The organism is Pseudomonas sp. P8_241, assembly GCF_034008315.1.
GTDB lineage: Bacteria > Pseudomonadota > Gammaproteobacteria > Pseudomonadales > Pseudomonadaceae > Aquipseudomonas.
Genome location: NZ_CP125377.1, coordinates 1,785,866 through 1,806,299, shown reverse-complemented (window position 1 = coordinate 1,806,299; position 20,434 = coordinate 1,785,866). Strand labels below are relative to the sequence as shown.

General features: G+C 59.3%; 23 protein-coding genes. 11 read left to right on the top strand and 12 right to left on the bottom strand.

What is annotated here, in order from left to right; all coding sequences use genetic code 11:
- The first annotated feature begins 49 nt into the window (after positions 1–49).
- Positions 50–2,104 carry a S9 family peptidase gene (locus QMK58_RS08165; RefSeq protein WP_320396128.1) on the top strand — a complete coding sequence of 685 codons (2,055 nt, stop codon included), beginning with the start codon at positions 50–52 and terminating at the stop codon, positions 2,102–2,104.
- 141 nt (positions 2,105–2,245) lie between these two features.
- On the top strand, positions 2,246–2,719 hold the full coding sequence (locus tag QMK58_RS08160) for a cyclic nucleotide-binding domain-containing protein (RefSeq protein ID WP_053156214.1): 474 nt from the start codon (positions 2,246–2,248) through the stop codon (positions 2,717–2,719).
- On the opposite strand, the gene QMK58_RS08155 is transcribed toward QMK58_RS08160, so the two are convergent.
- On the bottom strand, positions 2,716–3,006 hold the full coding sequence (locus QMK58_RS08155) for a hypothetical protein (RefSeq protein WP_320396127.1): 291 nt from the start codon (positions 3,004–3,006) through the stop codon (positions 2,716–2,718). The two genes, QMK58_RS08160 and QMK58_RS08155, sit on opposite strands and share 4 nt — an antisense overlap.
- Positions 3,007–3,101: 95 nt before the next feature.
- Between QMK58_RS08155 and QMK58_RS08150 the strand changes: the two genes are divergently transcribed.
- Together QMK58_RS08150 and QMK58_RS08145 are read left to right on the top strand one after the other, a co-directional pair.
- On the top strand, positions 3,102–3,788 hold the full coding sequence (locus tag QMK58_RS08150) for a spermidine synthase (protein ID WP_053156208.1): 687 nt from the start codon (positions 3,102–3,104) through the stop codon (positions 3,786–3,788).
- Positions 3,789–3,837: 49 nt separating this feature from the next.
- Positions 3,838–4,209: a YajD family HNH nuclease gene (locus QMK58_RS08145; protein ID WP_053156205.1), complete on the top strand. Its 372-nt coding sequence runs from the start codon at positions 3,838–3,840 to the stop codon at positions 4,207–4,209.
- A gap of 126 nt (positions 4,210–4,335) precedes the next feature.
- Here the strand turns inward: QMK58_RS08145 and QMK58_RS08140 are convergent, their stop codons facing one another.
- A complete protein-coding gene (locus QMK58_RS08140) occupies positions 4,336–4,905 on the bottom strand; it encodes an elongation factor P (protein WP_053161666.1) in 570 nt (189 codons plus the stop codon).
- Between the two features lie 48 nt (positions 4,906–4,953).
- Positions 4,954–6,096 (bottom strand): elongation factor P maturation arginine rhamnosyltransferase EarP, encoded by a 1,143-nt coding sequence (gene earP, locus QMK58_RS08135; protein ID WP_320396126.1) that lies wholly within the window; start codon positions 6,094–6,096, stop codon positions 4,954–4,956.
- 124 nt (positions 6,097–6,220) lie between these two features.
- Between earP and QMK58_RS08130 the strand changes: the two genes are divergently transcribed.
- Both QMK58_RS08130 and QMK58_RS08125 read left to right on the top strand, forming a co-directional pair.
- Positions 6,221–6,631, top strand: a complete 411-nt coding sequence (locus tag QMK58_RS08130; RefSeq protein WP_053161670.1) for a hypothetical protein — start codon at positions 6,221–6,223, stop codon at positions 6,629–6,631.
- Between the two features lie 2 nt (positions 6,632–6,633).
- Positions 6,634–7,116, top strand: coding sequence for a GreA/GreB family elongation factor (locus tag QMK58_RS08125; RefSeq protein WP_053161672.1), 483 nt, complete (start codon positions 6,634–6,636; stop codon positions 7,114–7,116).
- Between the two features lie 6 nt (positions 7,117–7,122).
- On the opposite strand, the gene cysB is transcribed toward QMK58_RS08125, so the two are convergent.
- The 5 genes from cysB to QMK58_RS08100 all read right to left on the bottom strand — a co-directional run bounded on the left by cysB (position 7,123) and on the right by QMK58_RS08100 (position 11,078).
- Positions 7,123–8,097 carry an HTH-type transcriptional regulator CysB gene (gene cysB / locus QMK58_RS08120; protein ID WP_053161674.1) on the bottom strand — a complete coding sequence of 325 codons (975 nt, stop codon included), beginning with the start codon at positions 8,095–8,097 and terminating at the stop codon, positions 7,123–7,125.
- 113 nt (positions 8,098–8,210) lie between these two features.
- Positions 8,211–8,714, bottom strand: coding sequence for a universal stress protein (locus QMK58_RS08115; RefSeq protein ID WP_053161676.1), 504 nt, complete (start codon positions 8,712–8,714; stop codon positions 8,211–8,213).
- Between the two features lie 95 nt (positions 8,715–8,809).
- On the bottom strand, positions 8,810–9,715 hold the full coding sequence (locus QMK58_RS08110; protein ID WP_053161677.1) for a 5'-nucleotidase: 906 nt from the start codon (positions 9,713–9,715) through the stop codon (positions 8,810–8,812).
- Between the two features lie 26 nt (positions 9,716–9,741).
- On the bottom strand, positions 9,742–10,695 hold the full coding sequence (locus QMK58_RS08105; protein WP_172681849.1) for a putative 2-dehydropantoate 2-reductase: 954 nt from the start codon (positions 10,693–10,695) through the stop codon (positions 9,742–9,744).
- Positions 10,692–11,078, bottom strand: a complete 387-nt coding sequence (locus QMK58_RS08100) for a thioredoxin (RefSeq protein ID WP_053161682.1) — start codon at positions 11,076–11,078, stop codon at positions 10,692–10,694. The genes QMK58_RS08105 and QMK58_RS08100 overlap by 4 nt, the downstream gene beginning before the upstream one ends.
- Here QMK58_RS08100 and QMK58_RS08095 point away from each other — a divergent pair.
- Positions 11,077–11,520 carry a PilZ domain-containing protein gene (locus tag QMK58_RS08095; RefSeq protein ID WP_053161684.1) on the top strand — a complete coding sequence of 148 codons (444 nt, stop codon included), beginning with the start codon at positions 11,077–11,079 and terminating at the stop codon, positions 11,518–11,520. The two genes, QMK58_RS08100 and QMK58_RS08095, sit on opposite strands and share 2 nt — an antisense overlap.
- 128 nt (positions 11,521–11,648) lie before the next feature.
- On the top strand, positions 11,649–12,725 hold the full coding sequence (locus tag QMK58_RS08090) for a 3-deoxy-7-phosphoheptulonate synthase (protein WP_053161686.1): 1,077 nt from the start codon (positions 11,649–11,651) through the stop codon (positions 12,723–12,725).
- A 72-nt stretch (positions 12,726–12,797) separates the two neighbouring features.
- Here QMK58_RS08090 and QMK58_RS08085 read toward each other — a convergent pair whose 3' ends face one another.
- Entirely contained in the window at positions 12,798–13,085 is a 288-nt protein-coding gene (locus QMK58_RS08085; RefSeq protein WP_008057026.1) for a GNAT family N-acetyltransferase, read from the bottom strand.
- Between the two features lie 639 nt (positions 13,086–13,724).
- On the opposite strand from QMK58_RS08085, the gene oprI reads away from it, so the two are divergent.
- Positions 13,725–13,976 carry an outer membrane lipoprotei OprI gene (gene oprI / locus QMK58_RS08080; protein ID WP_003183784.1) on the top strand — a complete coding sequence of 84 codons (252 nt, stop codon included), beginning with the start codon at positions 13,725–13,727 and terminating at the stop codon, positions 13,974–13,976.
- A 123-nt stretch (positions 13,977–14,099) separates the two neighbouring features.
- Here oprI and QMK58_RS08075 read toward each other — a convergent pair whose 3' ends face one another.
- The 3 genes from QMK58_RS08075 to QMK58_RS08065 all read right to left on the bottom strand — a co-directional run bounded on the left by QMK58_RS08075 (position 14,100) and on the right by QMK58_RS08065 (position 17,222).
- Positions 14,100–15,071 (bottom strand): L,D-transpeptidase family protein, encoded by a 972-nt coding sequence (locus QMK58_RS08075; RefSeq protein ID WP_053161688.1) that lies wholly within the window; start codon positions 15,069–15,071, stop codon positions 14,100–14,102.
- A 1,195-nt stretch (positions 15,072–16,266) separates the two neighbouring features.
- Positions 16,267–16,560: a hypothetical protein gene (locus QMK58_RS08070; RefSeq protein ID WP_053161691.1), complete on the bottom strand. Its 294-nt coding sequence runs from the start codon at positions 16,558–16,560 to the stop codon at positions 16,267–16,269.
- Positions 16,561–16,616: 56 nt separating this feature from the next.
- On the bottom strand, positions 16,617–17,222 hold the full coding sequence (locus QMK58_RS08065) for an arylesterase (protein WP_053161693.1): 606 nt from the start codon (positions 17,220–17,222) through the stop codon (positions 16,617–16,619).
- A gap of 10 nt (positions 17,223–17,232) precedes the next feature.
- Here QMK58_RS08065 and QMK58_RS08060 point away from each other — a divergent pair, with 10 nt between their 5' ends.
- Positions 17,233–17,916, top strand: a complete 684-nt coding sequence (locus tag QMK58_RS08060) for an ABC transporter ATP-binding protein (protein WP_053161695.1) — start codon at positions 17,233–17,235, stop codon at positions 17,914–17,916.
- Positions 17,916–20,420 carry an ABC transporter permease gene (locus tag QMK58_RS08055; RefSeq protein ID WP_320396125.1) on the top strand — a complete coding sequence of 835 codons (2,505 nt, stop codon included), beginning with the start codon at positions 17,916–17,918 and terminating at the stop codon, positions 20,418–20,420. Before QMK58_RS08060 ends, QMK58_RS08055 begins: the two co-directional genes overlap by 1 nt.
- Positions 20,421–20,434: the final 14 nt, after the last annotated feature.

Here is a 20,434-nt window from a genome sequence, read left to right as displayed (position 1 = left end):
TTCATGTAGGTTGCCAACCCCTATTCAGTACACTTTTCGAGAGCCCTTCATGCCCACATCCGCCAACATTTGCGACGCCCCGATCGCCCACAAGGCTGAAGGCCCCGACCCGTACGCCTGGCTGCAAGAACGCGACACCGAGGCCGTGCTCGACTACCTCAAGGCTGAAAACAGCTATCAGCAAGCACAAACCGCCGATCAGGCCGGGTTGCGCGAAACGCTGTTCGAGGAAATCAAGGGGCGGATTCTCGAGACGGACTTATCCCTTCCTTCGCCTTGGGGGCCGTATCTGTATTACACCCGCACCACGGCGGGCGACGAATATGCCCGGCACTACCGTTGCCCGCGTCCGGCCGATGACAGCCTGACCCTCGACGAAAACCAGGAACAACTGCTCCTGGACCCGAACGAGCTCGCCAACGGCGGCTTCTTTTCGCTTGGCGCGTTCAGCATCAGCCCGGACCATCAGCGTCTTGCGTACAGCATCGACTCCACGGGCGATGAGATTTACACGCTGTTCGTGAAGGAATTATCCAACGGGCGTGTCAGCGAACTGGAATTCCAGGATTGCGACGGCAGCATGACCTGGGCCAACGACAGCCTGACGCTGTTTTTCGGCGAACTGGACGACACGCACCGCCCACACAAACTGTACCGCTATCGTCTGGACGGCACGGCAGCCGAAGAAGTGTTCCATGAGGCTGACGGCCGTTTCTTCATGCATTGCTATCGCTCGAGTTCCGAACAGCAATTGCTGCTGTCCCTGGGCAGCAAGACCACCAGCGAAGTCTGGGTACTCGATGCCAACCAGCCTCAGCAAACCTTTACCTGCATCGCGCCCCGGGTCGAGGACCATGAGTATGACGTCGACCACGGTGCGCTTGACGGACAGTGGACCTGGTTCATACGTACCAACCGCGACGGCATCAACTTCGCCCTGTACACCGCGGTCGATACCGGCGGTGCGCCGTTCGAGGCCGACTGGCAAAACCTGATTGCCCATAGGGACGCCGTGATGATCGACGGGGTAAGCCTGAACACTGGCGCCATGACCTTGAGCCTGCGGATCGGCGGCCTGCCGGTCATTGAAGTTCACCCGCAAGGTCTGTCGCCTTATCGCGTGCAATTACCGGACGCTGCCTACAGCCTGCACGTACAAAACAGCCTGGAATTCGCCAGCGAGCGCATTCGCCTGCGTTATGAAGCACTGAACCGCCCGGCGCAGATCCGTCAGCTGGACCTGGCCTGCGGCGAGCAGACAGTGCTCAAGCAAACCCCGGTGCTCGGCCCGTTCGATGCCGACGCCTATGTCAGCCAACGTCTGTGGGCCACCGCGCCGGACGGTACGCAAGTGCCGATCAGTCTGGTGGTCAGGCGTCAAGACCTTGGTAAACCTGTGCCGCTGTACCTCTACGGCTATGGCGCCTACGGCGAAAGCCTCGATCCATGGTTCTCCCACGCACGCCTGAGCCTGCTGGATCGCGGCATGGCGTTTGCCATAGCGCACGTGCGCGGCGGCGGCGAACTGGGGGAAGCCTGGTATCGAGCCGGCAAACAGGAGCACAAGCACAACACGTTCAGCGATTTCATTGCCTGCGCCGAACACCTGATCACCAAAGGCTTCACCACCGCGCCACAACTGGCGATCAGCGGCGGCAGCGCCGGCGGTCTGCTGATCGGCGCCGTACTCAACCAGCGGCCTGAGTTGTTTGGCGCGGCCATTGCCGAAGTGCCGTTCGTCGACGTACTCAACACCATGCTCGACCCGGATCTGCCATTGACCGTGACGGAATACGACGAGTGGGGCAATCCCGAAGCGCCGGATGTCTATGATCGGATCAAGGCCTACGCCCCGTACGAAAACGTCACCGCGCAAGCCTATCCGGCGACGCTGGTCATCGCCGGCTACAACGACAGTCGCGTTCAATACTGGGAAGCGGCCAAATGGGTGGCGAAATTGCGCGCGACCAAAACCGATAGCAGTCCCCTGCTGCTTAAAACCGAACTCGGCGCCGGGCACGGCGGGATGAGCGGGCGATATCAGGGATTGCGTGACGTATCGCTCGAATACGCATTTTTGTTCAACGTTTTGGGTATCGCCTGAGGAACCTGGTGCGCTGTGTCGGTCTTAATTCAGCACACCAGGTGCCGATACAACACAAAAGCCAATGCAGGAGCGAACCTGCTCGCTCCTGCATTGGCTGCTCCCCCGGAACCATCGACATAACAAAAAGACCGTGACGACATGTCAGAACCCACTCTACTGAATAACGAAATTCGCGACTGGCTGATGGACTGCGGCCTGTTCAATCAACTGCTGCCAGCAGACTTTGCCGCTGCATCGGGCTATTTCAGCATCAGCACCATTGCCCAGGGCGAACAGATTTTCCAGGAGGGCGATGCCGGCAGCTTCATGTGCATCATCCACACCGGCCAGGTCGCGGTGCAGAAAACCACCGCTGACGGGCAACGAGTAACCATCGCTACATTGCGCAGCGGTCGCTCGTTCGGCGAAATGGCCGTCCTCGACGGCGAACGGCGCTCGGCCAGTTGCGTGGCGGCGAGCAATTGTCAGCTGCTCAACCTGGGTAAGGATTCGCTGGAAAAGATGCTCAACGACGCACCGAAAATCGCTGCCAAGATCATCCGCGCCCTCGCCGTTTCCCTCTCAAAACGCTTGCGTATGGCCGATGGGCAATTGCTTTCCCAGCAGGTCTAACCACCCGGTGGCTTGGGTTTCGGTGGATTAGACTCCAGTCCAGGCAGTGGCTGGTCCTTGGCCGGGGGGCTCGGCTTGTTGATGGGCACCAACGGTGGACCGCTGCTACCCGGGCCGACTCTGGGCAATGGCGCCGGGCTGATTTGCGGATACGGCGTGGGTGTTGCGGTGCCAGGTGAACCGGGCATCGCGGCGGGACTGATGGGCATGGTCTGCAACGGTTGGGCCTGCGCTGCAGTTATCGCGAGCGCGGTCAGGGCAATGGCCGTTAGAATGGTGCGCTTCATCAATGACTCCGTTGGCCTTGTTGTCATGAACAGGCTACTCCCAACTGCGTCTGATTGCCCCCCCGAGTTCTGCCAATTTTCTTCAAGTGAGCCCCATGAAACGTTTCGTTCTGCTCGACACCACCCCCATTCCTGAAAACGGCGGTGCCCTGTGCCTGTTCGAATACGGCGAGGATTTCGTCATCAAGATCCAGGGTGGTGACGGCGGGCAATTGATGAACACCCGCATGCACGGCTCCGAAGATGCCCTGGCCGAGATCCCTTGCCGCAAGGTCGCCGGCCGGCCCAATTCGCGCGTGTTGATCGGTGGACTGGGCATGGGCTTTACCCTCGCCTCGGCGCTCAAGCACCTGGGCAAGAGCGCCGAAGTGGTCGTCGCTGAGCTGGTGCCCGGCGTCGTGGAGTGGAACCGAGGCCCATTGGGCGAGAAAGCCGGTAAACCGCTTGAAGACCCTCGCACCGTGATTCGCCTGGAAGACGTGGCCAAGGTCCTGCAAGCCGAGCCGCAGGGCTTCGATGCGATCATGCTCGATGTCGATAACGGCCCCGAAGGCCTGACCCAGAAAGCCAATAGCTGGCTGTACTCCGCCGGCGGCCTGAGCGCCTGCGCCAAAGCCCTGCGACCAAAAGGCGTGCTGGCGGTCTGGTCGGCCAGCGCGGACCGGCAATTTTCCGACAAACTGAAAAAAGCCGGGTTCAAGGCCGAAGAGATGCAAGTCTTCGCGCACGGCAACAAAGGCACCCGCCACACGATCTGGATTGCCGAGAAGCTCAAGGGCTGAGCTAAACTGGCTGCATAACCGTCATTAGTCTTTCTACAAAGGTGAACCCATGAGTTCGTCCACCCCAACCAACACGTCGAAACTGGACCGCATCCTCGCCGACAACCAGCGCGACAAGGAAATGGGATACCGCGACAAGGCCCTGAAAATGTACCCGCACGTGTGCGGCCGCTGTGCCCGTGAGTTTTCCGGCAAGCGTCTGAGCGAACTGACCGTGCACCACCGTGACCACAACCACGACAACAACCCGCAGGACGGATCGAACTGGGAGCTGTTGTGTCTGTACTGCCACGACAACGAACACTCCCGGTATACCGACCAGCAGTATTTCGGCGAAGGTTCGCTGAGCACACCGAAAATCGCCAAGGCGACGCATAACCCGTTTGCGGCGCTGGCGGGCCTGATGAAGAAAGAAGAGTAAATCCCAGCGCCTCGGCGGACCTGTTCGCTAGCAAGCCCGCGCCCACAGGGAGCCTGTGTTGAACTGAAATCCAGGTACAAAAAAGCCCGACTCAGTGGTCGGGCTTTTTCATTCCTCAAGCGGTGCTTATTTGGCACGGCCTTTGTAGGAACCGCCTTCGCGGGTATCGATCTCGATCATGTCGCCGATTTCGATGAAGTCAGCAACCGACAGCTCGGTACCGTTCTTCAGTTTGGCAGGCTTCATCACCTTGCCGGAAGTGTCACCGCGAGCGGAACCTTCGGTGTAGTCAACCTGACGCACGATGGTGGTCGGCAGCTCTACGGATACCAGACGGTCTTCGAAGAACACGGCTTCGCAAACGTCGGTCATGCCTTCTTCGATGAACGGCAGAACGCTTTCGATGTCTTCAGCGTTCAGCTCGTACATGGTGTAGTCAGTGGTGTCCATGAACGTGTAGGCGTCGCCGCTGATGAAGGACAGGGTCGCTTCTTTGCGGTCGAGGATCACGTCGTCCAGTTTGTCGTCGGCGCTGTAAACGATCTCGGTCTTGTAGCCGGTCAGCAGGTTTTTCAGCTTGGTCTTCATGATCGCGCTGTTACGACCCGACTTGGTGAATTCAGCTTTCTGAACCAGCCAAGGATCGTTTTCGAGACGGATCACCATCCCGGGTTTCAGTTCTTTACCAGTTTTCATTACGAATATCCGAATTTGGATGGGATTTACAAAAATCTAGGCCGCGTATCATATCCAATTTCCATAAAACTGTACCAGCGCCGTGGCAAGATCGGCCAGCAAGGCCTGTTCCAGACACCACGTCTCGGCGTGTTTTTCCAGCTCTGGCCAGTGTTTACGTGTGGATTGCCAGTGGTCGGTCATTTTTTCACCCGCGTTCCACGCCCGCCACAGACCGCTGATCGCCTCCCGTGCCGGGGTCGACAAGCCCTTCGTATACAGCTCGAGAAAGGCTTCAAGCTTATCCAGGTGGACATCTTCCTCTTGCTGATAGATGTGCCACAGCAGCGGTCGACCCGCCCATTGCGCACGGACGAAAGAGTCTTCGCCGCGCACGGCATTGAAATCGCAACTCCAGAGCAACAGGTCATATTGGTCCTGCCGAACGAATGGCAGCACCTGCACCGTCAAGGCCTCGCGCCTATGCAGATCACCGGCCGACAGCCCGTCGACCCCGAGCCAGCGTTCGACATCACCGAGAATTCGTCCCTCGGGCACCAACAGATGAGTGGCAGTCGAATCAGCGGCCATTGAATCGAGCCAACTGGCCAGCCCGGTGTTTTCGTAGGCAAACAATGAGATCAATTGTGCGTCAGGTGCGCGATCAATCCCTAAACCCTGCAGGAATTCTCGCTGGGCTTCAGGGCGTTGCTGAAACTGCCGACGTTGCTCAAGCAGATTGCGTTCACGCAACAGGCCACCTGTTCCTTTCTGGAAGCCCGGGAAGAAAAAGAACTTCTGCACGTGCCTGAACTTCACCGAAGGCAAGCCATGGCAGCCGATTACCCAATCCTCGGCGCTCAGGTAGTCAAGGTTCATCCACAACGGCGGCTGTTCCCGTTCGGCCATGGCCTCCATGTAGGCAGCGGGCAATTGACAGGCGAATGCGGCGATCACCACGTCTGCCGCAGCTGTCGGCTGCCACTCGCCCGACCACTGACGGACTTCGACATTCTCCTGCCACTGCTGCGCCGCATGGATATCGATTGCGGGACACAGGCGCTCGAAGGCGCGCAAATCATCGACCCATAACCGTACAGCCAGGCCATGCTCGGCCACCAGTTGACGGGCCAGTCGCCACGTCACGCCAATGTCGCCGAAGTTGTCGACCACGGTACAAAAAATATCCCAGCGGGTATTCATTTCAGGCATTGCAGATTCCCGTTGGCAAATGCGCCGATTGTCCGCATAAATTACCCCGCGCAGAAGAGCCGACGGCGATTAATCTTCATGCGACAATCGTCTCTCGCCCGCGACTATTCGCCAGGAGGCCGCCATGCCCTACCGTTCCACTCCGCGCCGATCCTTCCCGATTCGACTCAATGCCCTGCAACTGACCGCCAGCATTGCCCTCGGCATGTGGCTGGGCTTCATTGCCATTGCGCTGACGAGCTGGCTCGCTTCGCGCCTGTTGTTCAGCGAGCAATTGGCACCGGTCGCGGCCGCAGTGGAGCTGTTGGCCAAACCGCCAGTGGTCGCGCAACCCGTGCCGGACATCGCGCCGCAAAGTCCGCTGTTCGAGCAATATGAGCAGAATCTGCGCAAGAATGAGCAGGCGCAACGGCTCGATCAAGCCCGCAGCAGCAGCCGCAATCTGGCCAATCCGACCTGTCAGTTCTGGTTGCAGCAGGATCGAACCATTCCAAGCGAGAAAAGCCGCGCCAATGTCCTGCAATTCTGCGATTGATCATGAATAAACACACGGTTCACCAACTGATCCTCGACAAGCTGCGCATCGATCTCGACATTGCTGAGCGTGCCGCGCAAACCGCTTACGAAACCGCGACGCACGAAGAAAACATCGCCGAGAACAAGTACGACACACTGGGGCTGGAGGCGTCCTATCTGGCGGCCGGGCAGGCCAGGCGTGTGGAGGAAATTCGCCACTCACTGACGCTTTGCCAAAACCTGACACTGCGTGCGTATGACGACCAACGCGGTATCGAGGTCGGCGCCCTGCTCGGACTGGAAGACGAGAAAGGTCGCGAACAATGGCTGTTTCTGGCGCCGGATGCCGCGGGTCTGAAAGTTGATCTGGTGGGACAGTTGATTACCGTCATCACCCCACGCTCGCCACTGGGCAAAAGCCTGCTGGGCAAGTTCGAGGGCGATGAGGTGGAAATTCTGGTGGAGGGTACTCGGCAACAGTTTGCTGTTACCGAGGTCGTTTGACCGGCATCAGTGCACGGGCAATTCAACACCGTCGAACAGTTCTTCCAGCTCCTGCTTGTTGTGGCAGGCGATGGCTTTGGCCATGACTTCGCGGGTCAGGTGCGGCGCAAACTTCTCGATGAAGTCGCACATGAAACCACGCAGGAAGGTTCCGCGACGGAAACCGATCTTGGTCACACTGGACTCGAACAATTCGCTGGCATCGAGCACCACCAGGTCGCTATCGAGCTTGGTATCGACGGCCATTTTCGCCACGATGCCGACGCCTAGCCCCAGGCGAACGTACGTCTTGATCACGTCGGCATCGGCGGCGGTGAACACCACTTTCGGCGTCAGACCGCGATGACTGAAGGCTTCGTCGAGCTTTGAGCGACCGGTAAAACCGAACACGTAAGTCACGATCGGGTATTCAGCCAGCGCTTCGAGGGTCAGCTTCGACAGCTTGGTCAGCGGATGCCCTTGTGGCACCACCACGCAACGGTTCCAGCGATAGCACGGCATCATCACCAGATCACCGAACAGCTCCAGCGCTTCGGTGGCGATGGCGAAATCCACGGTTCCGTCAGCAGCCATTTCGGCGATTTGCATCGGCGAACCCTGGTGCATGTGCAGGGCAACGTCGGGGTATTGCTTGATGAAATTGCTGATCACTGGCGGCAACGCATATCGCGCCTGGGTGTGAGTGGTGGCAATCGACAGGGTGCCTTTCTTCTCGTTGGAGAACTCCTGGGCGATCTGCTTGATGCTTTCAACCTTGCGCAGAATTTCGCCGGCAGTGGTGATGATGCGCTCACCGGCCGGGGTGACGCGGGTCAGGTGCTTGCCGCTGCGAGCGAATACTTCAACGCCCAGTTCGTCTTCCAGCAAGCGGATCTGTTTACTGATGCCCGGTTGAGAGGTGTAAAGGCTTTGGGCCGTAGCGGAGACGTTGAGGTCGTGGTGCGCCACTTCCCAGATGTAGCGCAGTTGTTGAAGCTTCATATGAATCCCTCAAAGCAGGTAGACGCCACGGGCATCAGCGACGATATATAACTATATTAATGGCTCGAAGAATAAATCTAGAACTTTTTTATCAAATTGCCATTATTCGTGTTCTAGCTATCCCCTTGGCGGCGACGCTGTACCAGCGGCACCAGATAAACAGGGACGGTGGCCAGTTGCAGAACTCGCGCAGCGGTTCGTCCCAAGGGGGTTTCCGCTCCAGCGCCATGGCTGTGACTACCTACGATCAACAAATCCACAGAGAGTTTCTGCGCCTGGTCCAGAATCACCTGCGACGGATCGCCCTGCAGCACCCGCACCGCCTGGATCCGTTCAAGGTCATGTTGGTTCTCTTCCCCGAGTTCTTCGCGGAAACTGTCCAGCACCCGCTGTTCAATGCTCGCGATGACCGTACTCAATCCCTGGCTGTGAAATTCGTTCAACGACTGCTCGTCGAGGTAACTTTGCAGCACCGACTCGGCAAATAATCCCATGGGCTCAACCGCGTGCACCACGTACAAGTTGGCATTGAAGGTTCGAGCCAACTCCAGGGCATGCTGCATCACCACGGGGGCGTACAGACCGAGGTCAGTGGCATACAGCATCGAACGAATCATATGACCTCCTCGAATGCCAACATGGCGGAGATTTGATTCAGCTTAGCAGTGCCTTGGAGAGTGCGACGCCCGGCGTAACGCATTGAACGGTGGGCTTAAACCTTTTGCTCGTTGCTTATGCCGTGGGGCACATGACCGGTGGCGACGACTTCACGTGCCAACTCGCAATGCCCGGCCTGATCGTCGAAAAACACATCGGCAGCGAAGGCTTCGAGAAACGCCGATTTGGTCAGGCCACCGAGAAAAAGCGATTCGTCCAGGCGGATATCCCATTCGCGCAAGGTGCGAATCACCCGCTCATGGGCCGGGGCCGAGCGCGCCGTCACCAGAGCGGTGCGAATCGGGCAGGCGTCGTCCGGGAACTCGCGCTGCAACAAATTGAGCGCGCCGAGGAAGCCTTTGAACGGCCCACCACGCAACGGCTGACGGGCAGATTCACGCTCGCTGGCCTGGAACGCTTCCAGGCCAGCGGACTGATAGATCCGCTCCGAATCATCGGAAAACAGCACCGCGTCACCGTCGAAAGCAATGCGCAATTCGTCGCTGGCCGCGCGACTGGCGCCGCCCGAGAGAATGGTCGCCGCAGCGAAACCGGCGTCCAGCGCACTGCGCACGTCTTCGGCATGGGTCGAGAGAAACAGGTCGCAGCCAAATGCCTTGAGGTACGGATACGGACTGCGGCCGCCGACAAATGCCGCCCGGGATATCGCCAGGCCATAGTGGTGGATCGAATTGAACACCCGCAGCCCGGTGTCGGCGCTGTTGCGCGATACCAGTATCACTTCGACCCGGGCGCGCCCCAGTTGAGTGTTGAGATTCAGGAGTTTCTGCACCAACGGGAAAGCATCGCCAGGTTCGAGGATTTCGTCTTCGTGTTCAATCTGATATTGCCGGTAGGCCTCGACCCCACTGGACAGGTATACCTTGTGGCTTTCGCTGAGGTCGAACAACGCCCGCGAGGAAATCGCCAGCACCAGTTGGTCGTCGTTAGTCTTTGCCATGCCTTTACCCCCTCGGGTCGACCGATTCAACTATTGCGTCGATCAATAAAACTCAAGCTGCGATACAGGGCTTCGATGCGCGGCATCTCACACCCGGCGGCCTTCGCCGCGGCCAGAGGCCGAGCGTAAATGGCGGCCAGTTCCAGCGGCCGCTTGTGCAGGAAATCGTGGTACATGCTCGGCCAGTAGTCGGGCATTTTTTCGGTCACCATGAACAAATGGTCGGCGTACCCGGCTGGTAAGGCGTGACCACAGGCGGTCGCGCCCTGGACCACTTCGGCCATCAGCGCCTTGATCAATTCGCGGCTGTCGCTGTCAGCCATCAGCGGTGTAGTGCTTGCCCCGAGCAGCACCGACAGACCGTTGTACGGAATATTCCAGACAAGTTTTTGCCAGCGCGCCTGATGCAGGTTCGACATGACCTGGGAATCGATCCCGGCGGCGAGGAACAAACCGCTCCCCTCCCCGACTATCGCAGTGCGTGCCGACGCATCGGCAGGCCCGCTGTGGTAACCGATATGCACCGCACCCAGCGCCTGATGGGTGATGACGCCCGGGCTCTCGCGATGGACACAGATATAGCAAAGCCCCCCGAGCACATGCAGAGATTCAGGGAGCAGTTCGCGCAAGCCGTCTTCCACGTCCAGGCCATTTTGCAGCAGCAGCACTTTGGCGCCTGGCGCTGCGATGTGAAGGATGGCCGGTGCCAGATCGGCATTGCTGGTGGTTTTCGCCCCGACCAACAACCAGTCGCAGGGCGGCATGACTTCGGCACTTGAATACGCCTGCACCGGGTTCAGCGTCAGTGCGCCATGCGGTGCACTATTGACGCACAACCCGTGCTCGGCGACCGCACAAAATTCGCTGCGCAGCAGAAAATGCACATCGAAGCCGGCACGCGCCAGCATCACCCCGTAGAAACCGCCGATTGCACCGGTCCCGATAATGCCGATTCTCGGCCTGGCAACTGTCCCCATCAAGGCAATTCCTCTGCTGGGCGACTTAACGCCTGCGCCACGCCAGCATTGAGTTCAGAGCGGGTCAGGCGCGTTTTCAATGCGCCAAAGAATTCACCATCGCGCACGACAAACAGCGCGGGCAAATGAAAAACAGAATAACGTTCGACCGCCCCGCCATTGTCCCCAGCATCGATCCAGCACAGCCGATCCACCGCCAGATCAAGGCCAGGCAGCTGTTCACGGGCAAACCGGCAACTGGCGCAACCGACGCTGGTAAAAATCACCAACGACACGCCGCTCATCGCCAGCAGCCGTTGGTCGGCGTCGAAATCGGTGAGATCCAATTCGACCACTATACTGGGGGAAACAATGTCAGATGGCCGACACATGGAGTCTGTGTTCATGGGACGTTTTATTCCTCACCCTGACGATGTGCCCGTCGAATTAACATTGCTTAAACCCGAGTGTATTTCGCGGCAACAGCTACACACTATCAGCCTGGGGGGCATGGCTTGCAATTACCACCGTGCCTGGCGCCATGGCACAGCGCTTGAAGTACGCATGCCGACGCTGAATCCCGATATGCGTTTTCTGGGCTACGTCGCCTGGTGCCTGCGACGTAAACACGGGTATCTGGTGGGCATTGCCTTTGTCGACGAGCAGATGCTGTTCAGCGCCCGGATGGGCGAGCAGGTCTGCCGGATCGATAGTTTCTGCCGCCTGCATGACGCCCACGACGATTTGCAGGATATTCAGGCGCTGGCGCTGGAATGGGTCCAGGCACATGCCGACGAGTTCTCTCATGAATCGGTGCGCAAGGCGTTTACGCAGCCAGTGCTGGACTAAAACGGTGTCTGCCCATTGTCGAGTCACGGTGTAACGCGCTAAGGTTCGGCTCCCCGACGCGCTTAATTTGCTGTGCTCCGCCGCGCGGGTTCGCTGGCGGCCGGCACCCGTGACCTGACGAGTAAACGATGGCTGATTTACCGATCAACGACCTAAACGTCGCCTCCAACGATACGCTGATCACCCCCGATCAGCTCAAGCGCGATATTCCCCTGAGCGATGCTGCATTGCGCACCGTCACCAAGGGTCGCGAAGTCATTCGCAACATTCTGGATGGCACCGACCATCGCCTGTTCGTCGTCATCGGGCCTTGCTCGATCCACGACATCAAGGCTGCCCACGAATATGCCGAGCGTCTGAAGGCACTCGCTGCCGAAGTGTCCGATACCCTGTATCTGGTCATGCGTGTGTATTTCGAGAAGCCGCGCACCACCGTCGGCTGGAAAGGCTTGATCAATGACCCGTATCTGGACGACTCGTTCAAGATCCAGGACGGTCTGCACATCGGTCGCCAGTTGCTGCTGGATCTGGCTGAAAAAGGCCTGCCGACCGCCACGGAAGCACTCGATCCGATATCCCCGCAATACTTGCAGGACCTGATCAGCTGGTCGGCCATCGGCGCGCGCACCACCGAATCCCAGACTCACCGTGAAATGGCATCCGGCCTGTCCTCGGCAGTCGGCTTCAAGAACGGTACCGACGGCGGTCTGACCGTGGCGATCAACGCCCTGCAATCGGTTTCCAGCCCGCATCGCTTCCTGGGCATCAACCAGGAAGGTGGCGTGTCCATCGTCACCACCAAGGGCAACGCCTACGGTCACGTGGTCCTGCGCGGCGGCAACGGCAAGCCGAACTACGATTCGGTCAGCGTTGCGCTCTGCGAGCAGGCGCTGAACAAGGCGAAGATCAAGCCGAACATCATGGTCGACTGCAGCCACGCCAACTCCAACAAGGACCCGGCCCTGCAACCGCTGGTGATGGAGAACGTCGCCAACCAGATCCTGGAAGGCAACAAGTCGATCATCGGCCTGATGGTCGAGAGTCATCTGAACTGGGGCGCCCAGGCGATCCCGAAAGACCTCGCCGACCTGCAATACGGCGTGTCGATCACTGACGCCTGCATTGACTGGACCGCGACTGAAACCACGTTGCGCAGCATGCACGCCAAGCTCAAGGATGTGTTGCCAAAACGCGATCGCAGCTGATCGCCGTTTGCCGCAGACAAAAAAACGCCGGGCTGAACCCGGCGTTTTTTTATGCGTTCGTTTTACTCCGGGTCACTGGCTCAGCTTGGCCGCGTGCCGCTGGTGACGCTCCATATAGCGCTCGACGTAGGAGCACGAAGGAATGACGGTGTAGCCCATTTCCTCGGCGTACTCCAGCGCCTTCTCGGTCAAGGCTGCTGCTATGCCACGACCACGCAATGCGTTGGGCACGAAGGTGCGATAGATATCCAGGGTCTGTTTCCCCAGATCCATATAGGTCAGATAGGCACGATGACCGTCCACATTGGTCTCGAACTGATGACCAGCCTGGTCATGGTGGATGGACAACGCCTCGCTCATCACTACTCCTCGCGGGTCTGAAATTCTGACCCCTACCTTACCGATGTTTTTCCGGCGAAGGAACATCTACGCCACCCCGTGCCTGAATGGACACCGAGAAGAACCGCACCGATCTCGCGCTGCCGAGCACGTACAAATAGTAGGCACCATTGCCCGAAATGCTCAAGGTACGCTCGTCATTACGCAAGTTGACGGGTGCTGCTCAGGGTCACGCAGGAAAGGCTCGACCCAAGATTGCCAAGGTCGAAAGCCTGAACATTGCCGGATGTTGAGACTTAAGACGAGCGCCCGTTGTTAAAGTCACCTGAATATGGAGAAAGATATGAGAGCTGCTGCGCAAAACCCGAACAAAAGTGTAGACGAACCCATATAGGCAGACTTTAGCCAAGACTGAAAAAAAGAGCACTGGGAATGAGGAACTTTTCCGCAGCGGCTCGCTCAGGATCGGGCCTTGCGGCTGGATATTTTTTAAACATTGCAGTTAAAAGTTGCTCGAAAAAGCATCAACGCCTACAATTTTTTTTGCTTCTTGCTTCATGTCAGTTTTACTTACTACAAGTAATGGGTAGTATGTACGCCGGCTATTTCCTCATGCTGAGGAGATAGCTACTTAATAGAAAGTCCTTGAAGGGGAACACGATGAACAACGTTCTGAAATTCTCTGCTCTGGCTCTGGCCGCAGTTCTGGCTACCGGTTGCAGCAGCGCATCGAAAGAAACCGAAGCACGTCTGACCGCTACTGAAGACGCAGCAGCTCGCTCCCAGGCTCGTGCAGACGAAGCTTACCGTAAAGCTGATGAAGCTCTGGCTGCTGCTCAAAAAGCACAACAGACTGCTGACGAAGCTAACGAGCGTGCTCTGCGCATGCTGGAAAAAGCTAGCCGCAAGTAATAATCCCTCGGGATTGTTATTAAGCCGACCCATTTTTTGGGTCGGCTTTTTTATTGCCTGGTGTTTCTGCGGGCAATAAAAAACCCGCCGACGCGGCCTGCGTCGACGGGTTCCCTTCAAGCCTTACTGCAGTGGATCGAGAGGTGCGCTCGACACCATCGGAGCGGTACCACTCGGCACGCCGATTTCCACCGGCAGGCCGTCTTCGGCAGCGACAACATCGCGCACCACATCCCAGTTCATGCGCAGGTTGTTGGTAATGTCTTCACGCTTGAGCATCGCGTTGATCACGGCAGTATGCTTGTCGACCACCGACGGGTTGCCCTTGTCGTCCAGCGGTGTGTGCGCTTCCAGGTAAACCTTGCCGCCACTGACGCCGAACTTGTAGGAGTCGTTGATGATCCTTACCGACGTGCCGACCGGCACCATGCCCGCCATTTCCAGCACGTTGTTGTTGAACATGCGGAAGCAGCCGTGGCTGGTGCGCATGCCGATGCCGAACTTTTTGTTCGAACCGTGAATCAGGTAGCCCGGCGTACCCAACGTGAATTTGAACGGCCCCAGCGGGTTGTCTGGACCCGCCGGCACGACATTGGGCAGCGGATCACCATCGGCGGCGTGCTCGGCCTTGATCGACGCTGGAGGCGTCCAGGTCGGGTTCGGTGTCTTGGCGGTGATGCTGGTATGGGCAATCGGCGAACCCCAGCCTTCACGACCGATACCCAGCGGGAAGGTGTAGACGACGTTCCGGCCTTTAGGGAAGTAGTAGAGGCGGTATTCGGCGAGGTTGATCACGATGCCTTCACGCGGGCCCGGCGGCAGGATGAAGCGCGTTGGCAGAATGATTTCGGTACCGGCACCCGGCAACCATGGGTCGACACCCGGGTTGGCCGCGACCATTTCCGTGTAACCCAGATCGTAAGTGGTGCCAAGGTCAGCGAAGGTATCTTCGTACTTGGCCTTGATCACTTGCACTTGACCGACGATGTCTTCACCGGGCGGTGGTAGAGGCAGCTCCAAGGCTGCAGCAGGACCGGCCACACACAGGGCGGCAAGGGTCAGGCAGCGGGTGACGGCGGGAAAGCGCGGCAACATCCGGAAAATCCTTCGCATGATCAACAGGGGGTATAAGAACGCGATTGTACACCGCTGTCTGTTATTTCGGGGAGATCGCCCGATTGCAGGCGATGCAAGGCGGTTTTGTGCTGTGGGTTCCTACACACTTCCCGTAGCAGCTGTCGGCGAAGCGAGGCTGCGAGCCGTTGATCTGGTACCTCTGCAAAATCGGCTCGGCTGGCAGGCTGACATCGCTGGCAAGCCAGCTCCTACAGGGATTGGGTATATCCGTAAGGTTCAGGTCGGCTGGCAGGCCGTCTTCGCTGGCAAGCCAGCTCCTACAGGGATTGGGTAAATCCGTAAGGTTCAGGTCGGCTGGCAGGCCGTCTTCGCTGGCAGGCCAGCTCCTACAGGGATTGGGTAATTCCGTAAGGTTCAGGTCGGCGGGCTGGCCGTCTTCGCTGGCAAGCCAGCTCCTACAGGGATTGGGTATATCCGTAAGGTTCAGGTCGGCTGGCAGGCCGTCTTCGCTGGCAGGCCAGCTCCTACAGGGATTGGGTATATCCGTAAGATTCAGGTCGGCTGGCAGGCCGTCTTCGCTGGCAGGCCAGCTCCTACAGGGATTGGGTATAACAGTAAGATTCAGGTCGGCTGGCAGGCCAGCTCCTACAGGGATTGGGTATATCCGTAAGATTCAGGTCGGCTGGCAGGCCGCCATCGCGAGCAGGCTCGCTCCTACAGGGATTGGGGGCATCGGCAAGATTCAGGTCGGCCGGCAGGCCGTCTTCGCTGGCAGGCCAGCTCCTACACGGATTGGGGCATCACCCCCTGCTTTCCACCACTCAACAGGCCGAGCGTTAGCTCGCCTGCAGCTCTTGATCTTGATCCACCCGCCCCTTCGGGAGGCTGAGTGGAGGTGTTCATCCGGGAGTAGGCGCGCAGCGCCGTTCGACGCAGTCGAACACATCGAGAGGAGGTCGAAGCGAAGCCGACCGGAGGCGATGACCCCGGATGAATACCGGAGCGAAGGAACGCCGAGCCTAAGCGAGGGGCCGGACGCTCGGGGCGAGCGTTTTTTTGGTTACTTTTTTTAGGCGCTTGTAAAAAAAGTGACTCGCCGTAAGGGCGAAACCACAAGCCGCCGTTACCGCAGGAATGGATATGTACTCGACCAACCAAAGGCAGGTCGGCTATCAGGCCGCCTGGACTACTGGACTCCTGGACTCCTGACGGATTAAAGCTCAAACCGCAATTCAGGCCAGATCGGTGACGTGCCCCGCTTCTGCGACTCAAGAATCGCCCGACACAACGAACACAACCGCTGATCCTGAAACACCCGCCGATCAACACTCGACCAACGCGGTTGCGCAGGCAACAGACTGCCGCACAGCGTCCGGTCCGCCGACCCGCCCAGTTCCAGCTGACGGGTCACCAGATGCACCCGCACTTCCTGACAGGCGAACAGATCCAGCTGTTCGTCAGGCTCGATCAGTTGATAGGAAAATAGTGACCAGGCGGGACGCGGCATCGGGGGCTCCAAATCGGGGGCGCCACCTTAGCCGAAAGCCTGCTACTAGAAAAGCGTCATAACAGCGGTTTTAGAGTAGGCCAGACATTTTCCAGCAACTTGTCCTGGGCCCCGGCTGCCGGGTGGATGCCGTCGGCCTGCATCAGATCCGGGTGACCACCCACACCGTCGAGAAAAAAGGGCACCAGGGGGATTTTCTTTTCATCGGCCAGATTGCTGTAAACCTCGGCGAAGGCCTGGGTGTAACGCGCACCATAATTGGGTGGCAATTGCATGCCCAGCAGCAACACCTTGGCACCGCTGGCCCGGGAGCTGTCGATCATCGACGCAAGATTTTGTTGCAATTGTGTTGGCAGCAATCCACGCAGGCCGTCATTGCCGCCCAACTCCAGGACAACCAGCTCCGGCTTATGCTCTGCAAGCAGCGCCGGCAGCCGCGCCTGGCCTCCGGCACTGGTGTCGCCACTGATGGACGCGTTGACGACTTTATCGTCGAAACCTTCACGCTTGAGCCGTTGCTCGAGCAACGACACCCACCCCAGCCGGGTATCCAGTCCGAAACCGGCGCTGATACTATCGCCAACGATCAGGACAGTACCCGCCGCTGCGTTCTGGGCCATGCACATCAAGGCCAGGCCAGCACTCAAAAACCACACACGCATCGGATTCTCCATGGGCGCAAGCATTCTCACCGCGAAGAACCTTAGCAAAGTGGTTCCCAGCGCGGAAGGTGAACTGACCATCCTGCACGAACTCAGCCTGGAACTGAACAAGGGCGACAGCCTGGCCATCGTCGGCGCATCCGGTTCCGGCAAATCCACCCTCCTCGGCCTGCTCGCTGGTCTCGACCTGCCCAGCAGTGGTGAAGTGACACTTGCCGGTCAAGGCCTGAGCAAGCTCGACGAGGACCAGCGCGCACGCATTCGCGCCGAGCATGTGGGATTTGTCTTTCAGTCGTTTCAACTGCTCGACAGCCTCAACGCCCTGGAAAACGTCATGCTGCCGCTGGAGCTCGATGGCCGCAAAGACGCCCGCAGCCGCGCCACGGAGTTGCTGCAACGGGTTGGACTCGGTCAACGCCTTACCCACTCGCCACGCCAGCTCTCCGGGGGTGAACAGCAGCGCGTGGCAATCGCCCGGGCGTTTGCCGCCGAGCCCGATGTGCTTTTTGCCGACGAACCCACCGGCAACCTCGACAGCCACACCGGCGAGCGCATCAGCGACCTGCTGTTCGAACTTAACCAGGAACGCGGCACGACTCTGGTGCTGGTGACCCACGACGAACGCCTGGCCCATCGCTGCCGGCGCCTGATCCGACTTGAAGCCGGCCTGCTGGTCGCCCCTCTGGAGCCTTGATGGCACGCCTGCCGCTGTTGCGCCTGTTCAGTCTCGCCATCCGACAATTGCTGCGCGACGCCCGCGCCGGTGAATTGCGCGTATTGTTTTTTGCCCTGCTGGTGGCCGTGGCCGCGAGTACCGCCATCGGTTACTTCGGCGCCCGCCTGAACGGCGCCATGATGTTGCGGGCCACGGAGTTCCTCGGCGCCGACCTGCTGCTCGAGGGCAGCTCACCGGCCCGCCCCGAACAGATAAAAAGCGGCATCGATCTGGGGCTGAAACACGCACAAGTAGTGGAGTTCTCCAGCGTCATCGCCACCGATACCGGCATCCAGTTGTCCAGTATCAAAGCGGCGGACAGCGTCTATCCGCTACGTGGTGAGCTGAAAAGCGCGCCCGCACCGTTCGCCCAGGAAGAGCCCGGCGGCGGGCCGAAACAAGGGGAAGCCTGGGTCGAAGCGCGGCTGCTGACCGCGCTCGACTTGAAGATCGGCGACAGCGTCGATGTCGGGATGAAAACCCTGAAGCTGGCGCGCGTGCTGACTTACGAACCCGACCGCGCCGGCAATTTCTACAGCCTGACACCACGGGTGCTGATCAACCTCGACGACCTTGCCGCCACCGGTGTGGTGCAGCCCGGCAGTCGGGTCAGTTACCGCGAACTCTGGCGCGGCAATGCCGAAGCGCTGGAAACCTATCGGCAATTGATCAAACCCGGACTGGCGGCCAATCAGCGCATCCAGGATGCCCGCGATGGCAACCGGCAGATCGGCGGCGCCTTGGGCAAAGCAGAGCGTTACCTGAACATGGCCAGTCTGGTGGCGGTGTTGCTGGCCGGTGTGGCGGTGGCGCTGTCGGCGACGCGTTTTGCGACCCGCCGTTTCGATGCCAGCGCACTGCTGCGTTGTCTGGGTCTGTCACGCCGGGAAACCCTGGTGTTGTTCAGCCTTCAACTGACCGTGCTCGGACTACTCGCCAGCCTCACCGGCGCCGCAATTGGTTGGCTGGCACAGCTGGGGCTGTTTGCCTTGTTGCATGATTTGCTACCGACCGACGTGCCACCGGGCGGTCTGTTTCCGGCCATCGCCGGGATCGGCACCGGACTCGTGGCGCTGGCCGGTTTCGCCCTGCCGCCGCTGGCTGCCTTGGGTCGGGTACCGCCATTGCGGGTGTTGCGTCGGGACATGCTGCCGATTCCCTCCAGTACGTGGATGGTCTACGGCGCGGCGCTGGGTGCCCTTGCCCTGATCATGTGGCGCCTGAGCCTGGATCTGCTGCTGACCTTCGCATTGCTTGGCGGGGGCGTGGTTGCTGCACTGGTGCTGGGAGGATTGCTGTTGCTGCTGTTGCAAAGTCTGCGACGGATGCTGGCCCGCGCCTCCCTGCCGTGGCGTCTGGGCCTCGGTCAACTGTTGCGTCATCCGCAGGCCGCTGCCGGTCAGTCCCTGGCGTTCGGCCTGATCCTGCTGTCGATGGCGTTGATCGCCCTGCTGCGTGGCGAGCTGCTCGATACCTGGCAAAACCAATTGCCAAAAAACGCTCCAAACTACTTCGCCCTGAACATCCTGCCGGCAGACAAACAAGCCTTCACCGATCGCCTGATTGCCGTGTCAGCACAATCGGCGCCGCTGTACCCGGTGGTGCCGGGGCGCCTGATCAGCATCAACGGCGAGCCCGTGCAGCAAATCGTCACCAAAGAATCAGCGGGTGACCGGGCCATCCAGCGTGACCTGAGCCTGACCTGGGCCGCGGACCTGCCGGCAGGCAACAAACTCACCGCCGGCAACTGGTGGCCGGAGCAACCGCCCGATGAAATCCCCGGCGTATCGGTAGAGGGCAAAGTCGCCGAAAGCCTGAAGCTCAAGCTGGGGGATCATCTGGTCTTTACGGTCGGAGGGGTCAATCGCGAGGCGAAAGTCACCAGCCTGCGAGAAATCAACTGGGACAATTTCCAGCCGAACTTTTTCATGATCTTCCAGCCGGGGACCTTGAAGGATCTGCCAGCGACTTACCTGACCAGTTTTTATCTGTCGGCAGGACATGACCAGCAGATCGTCGACCTGTCTCGGTCGTTCCCTGCAGTGACCATTTTGCAAGTCGAGGCATTGCTGGCGCAGCTGCGCAGCATCCTCGCGCAAGTCACGTTGGCGGTGGAATACGTATTGCTGTTTGTGCTGGCGGCGGGTATGGCGGTGTTGTTTTCCGGTCTGCAAGCGACACTCGATGAACGCATTCGCCAAGGCGCATTACTGCGGGCTCTGGGCGCGGAACGGCAATTGCTGGTCAAGGCGCGACGAATCGAATTCGGTTTGCTGGGGGCGGTCAGCGGGTTGCTGGCAGCGCTGGGTTCGGAACTCGTGAGCCTGGTGCTTTACCGATTTGCATTCGACCTGCCCTGGCATCCGCATCCGTGGCTGCTGGTGTTGCCGCTGATTGGCGCGATACTGATTGGTGGCGCCGGCGTGTTCGGCACCCGCCGGGCGCTGAACGCAAGCCCCCTGACAGTGCTGCGCGAGGGTTGATAAACTCAAGCACT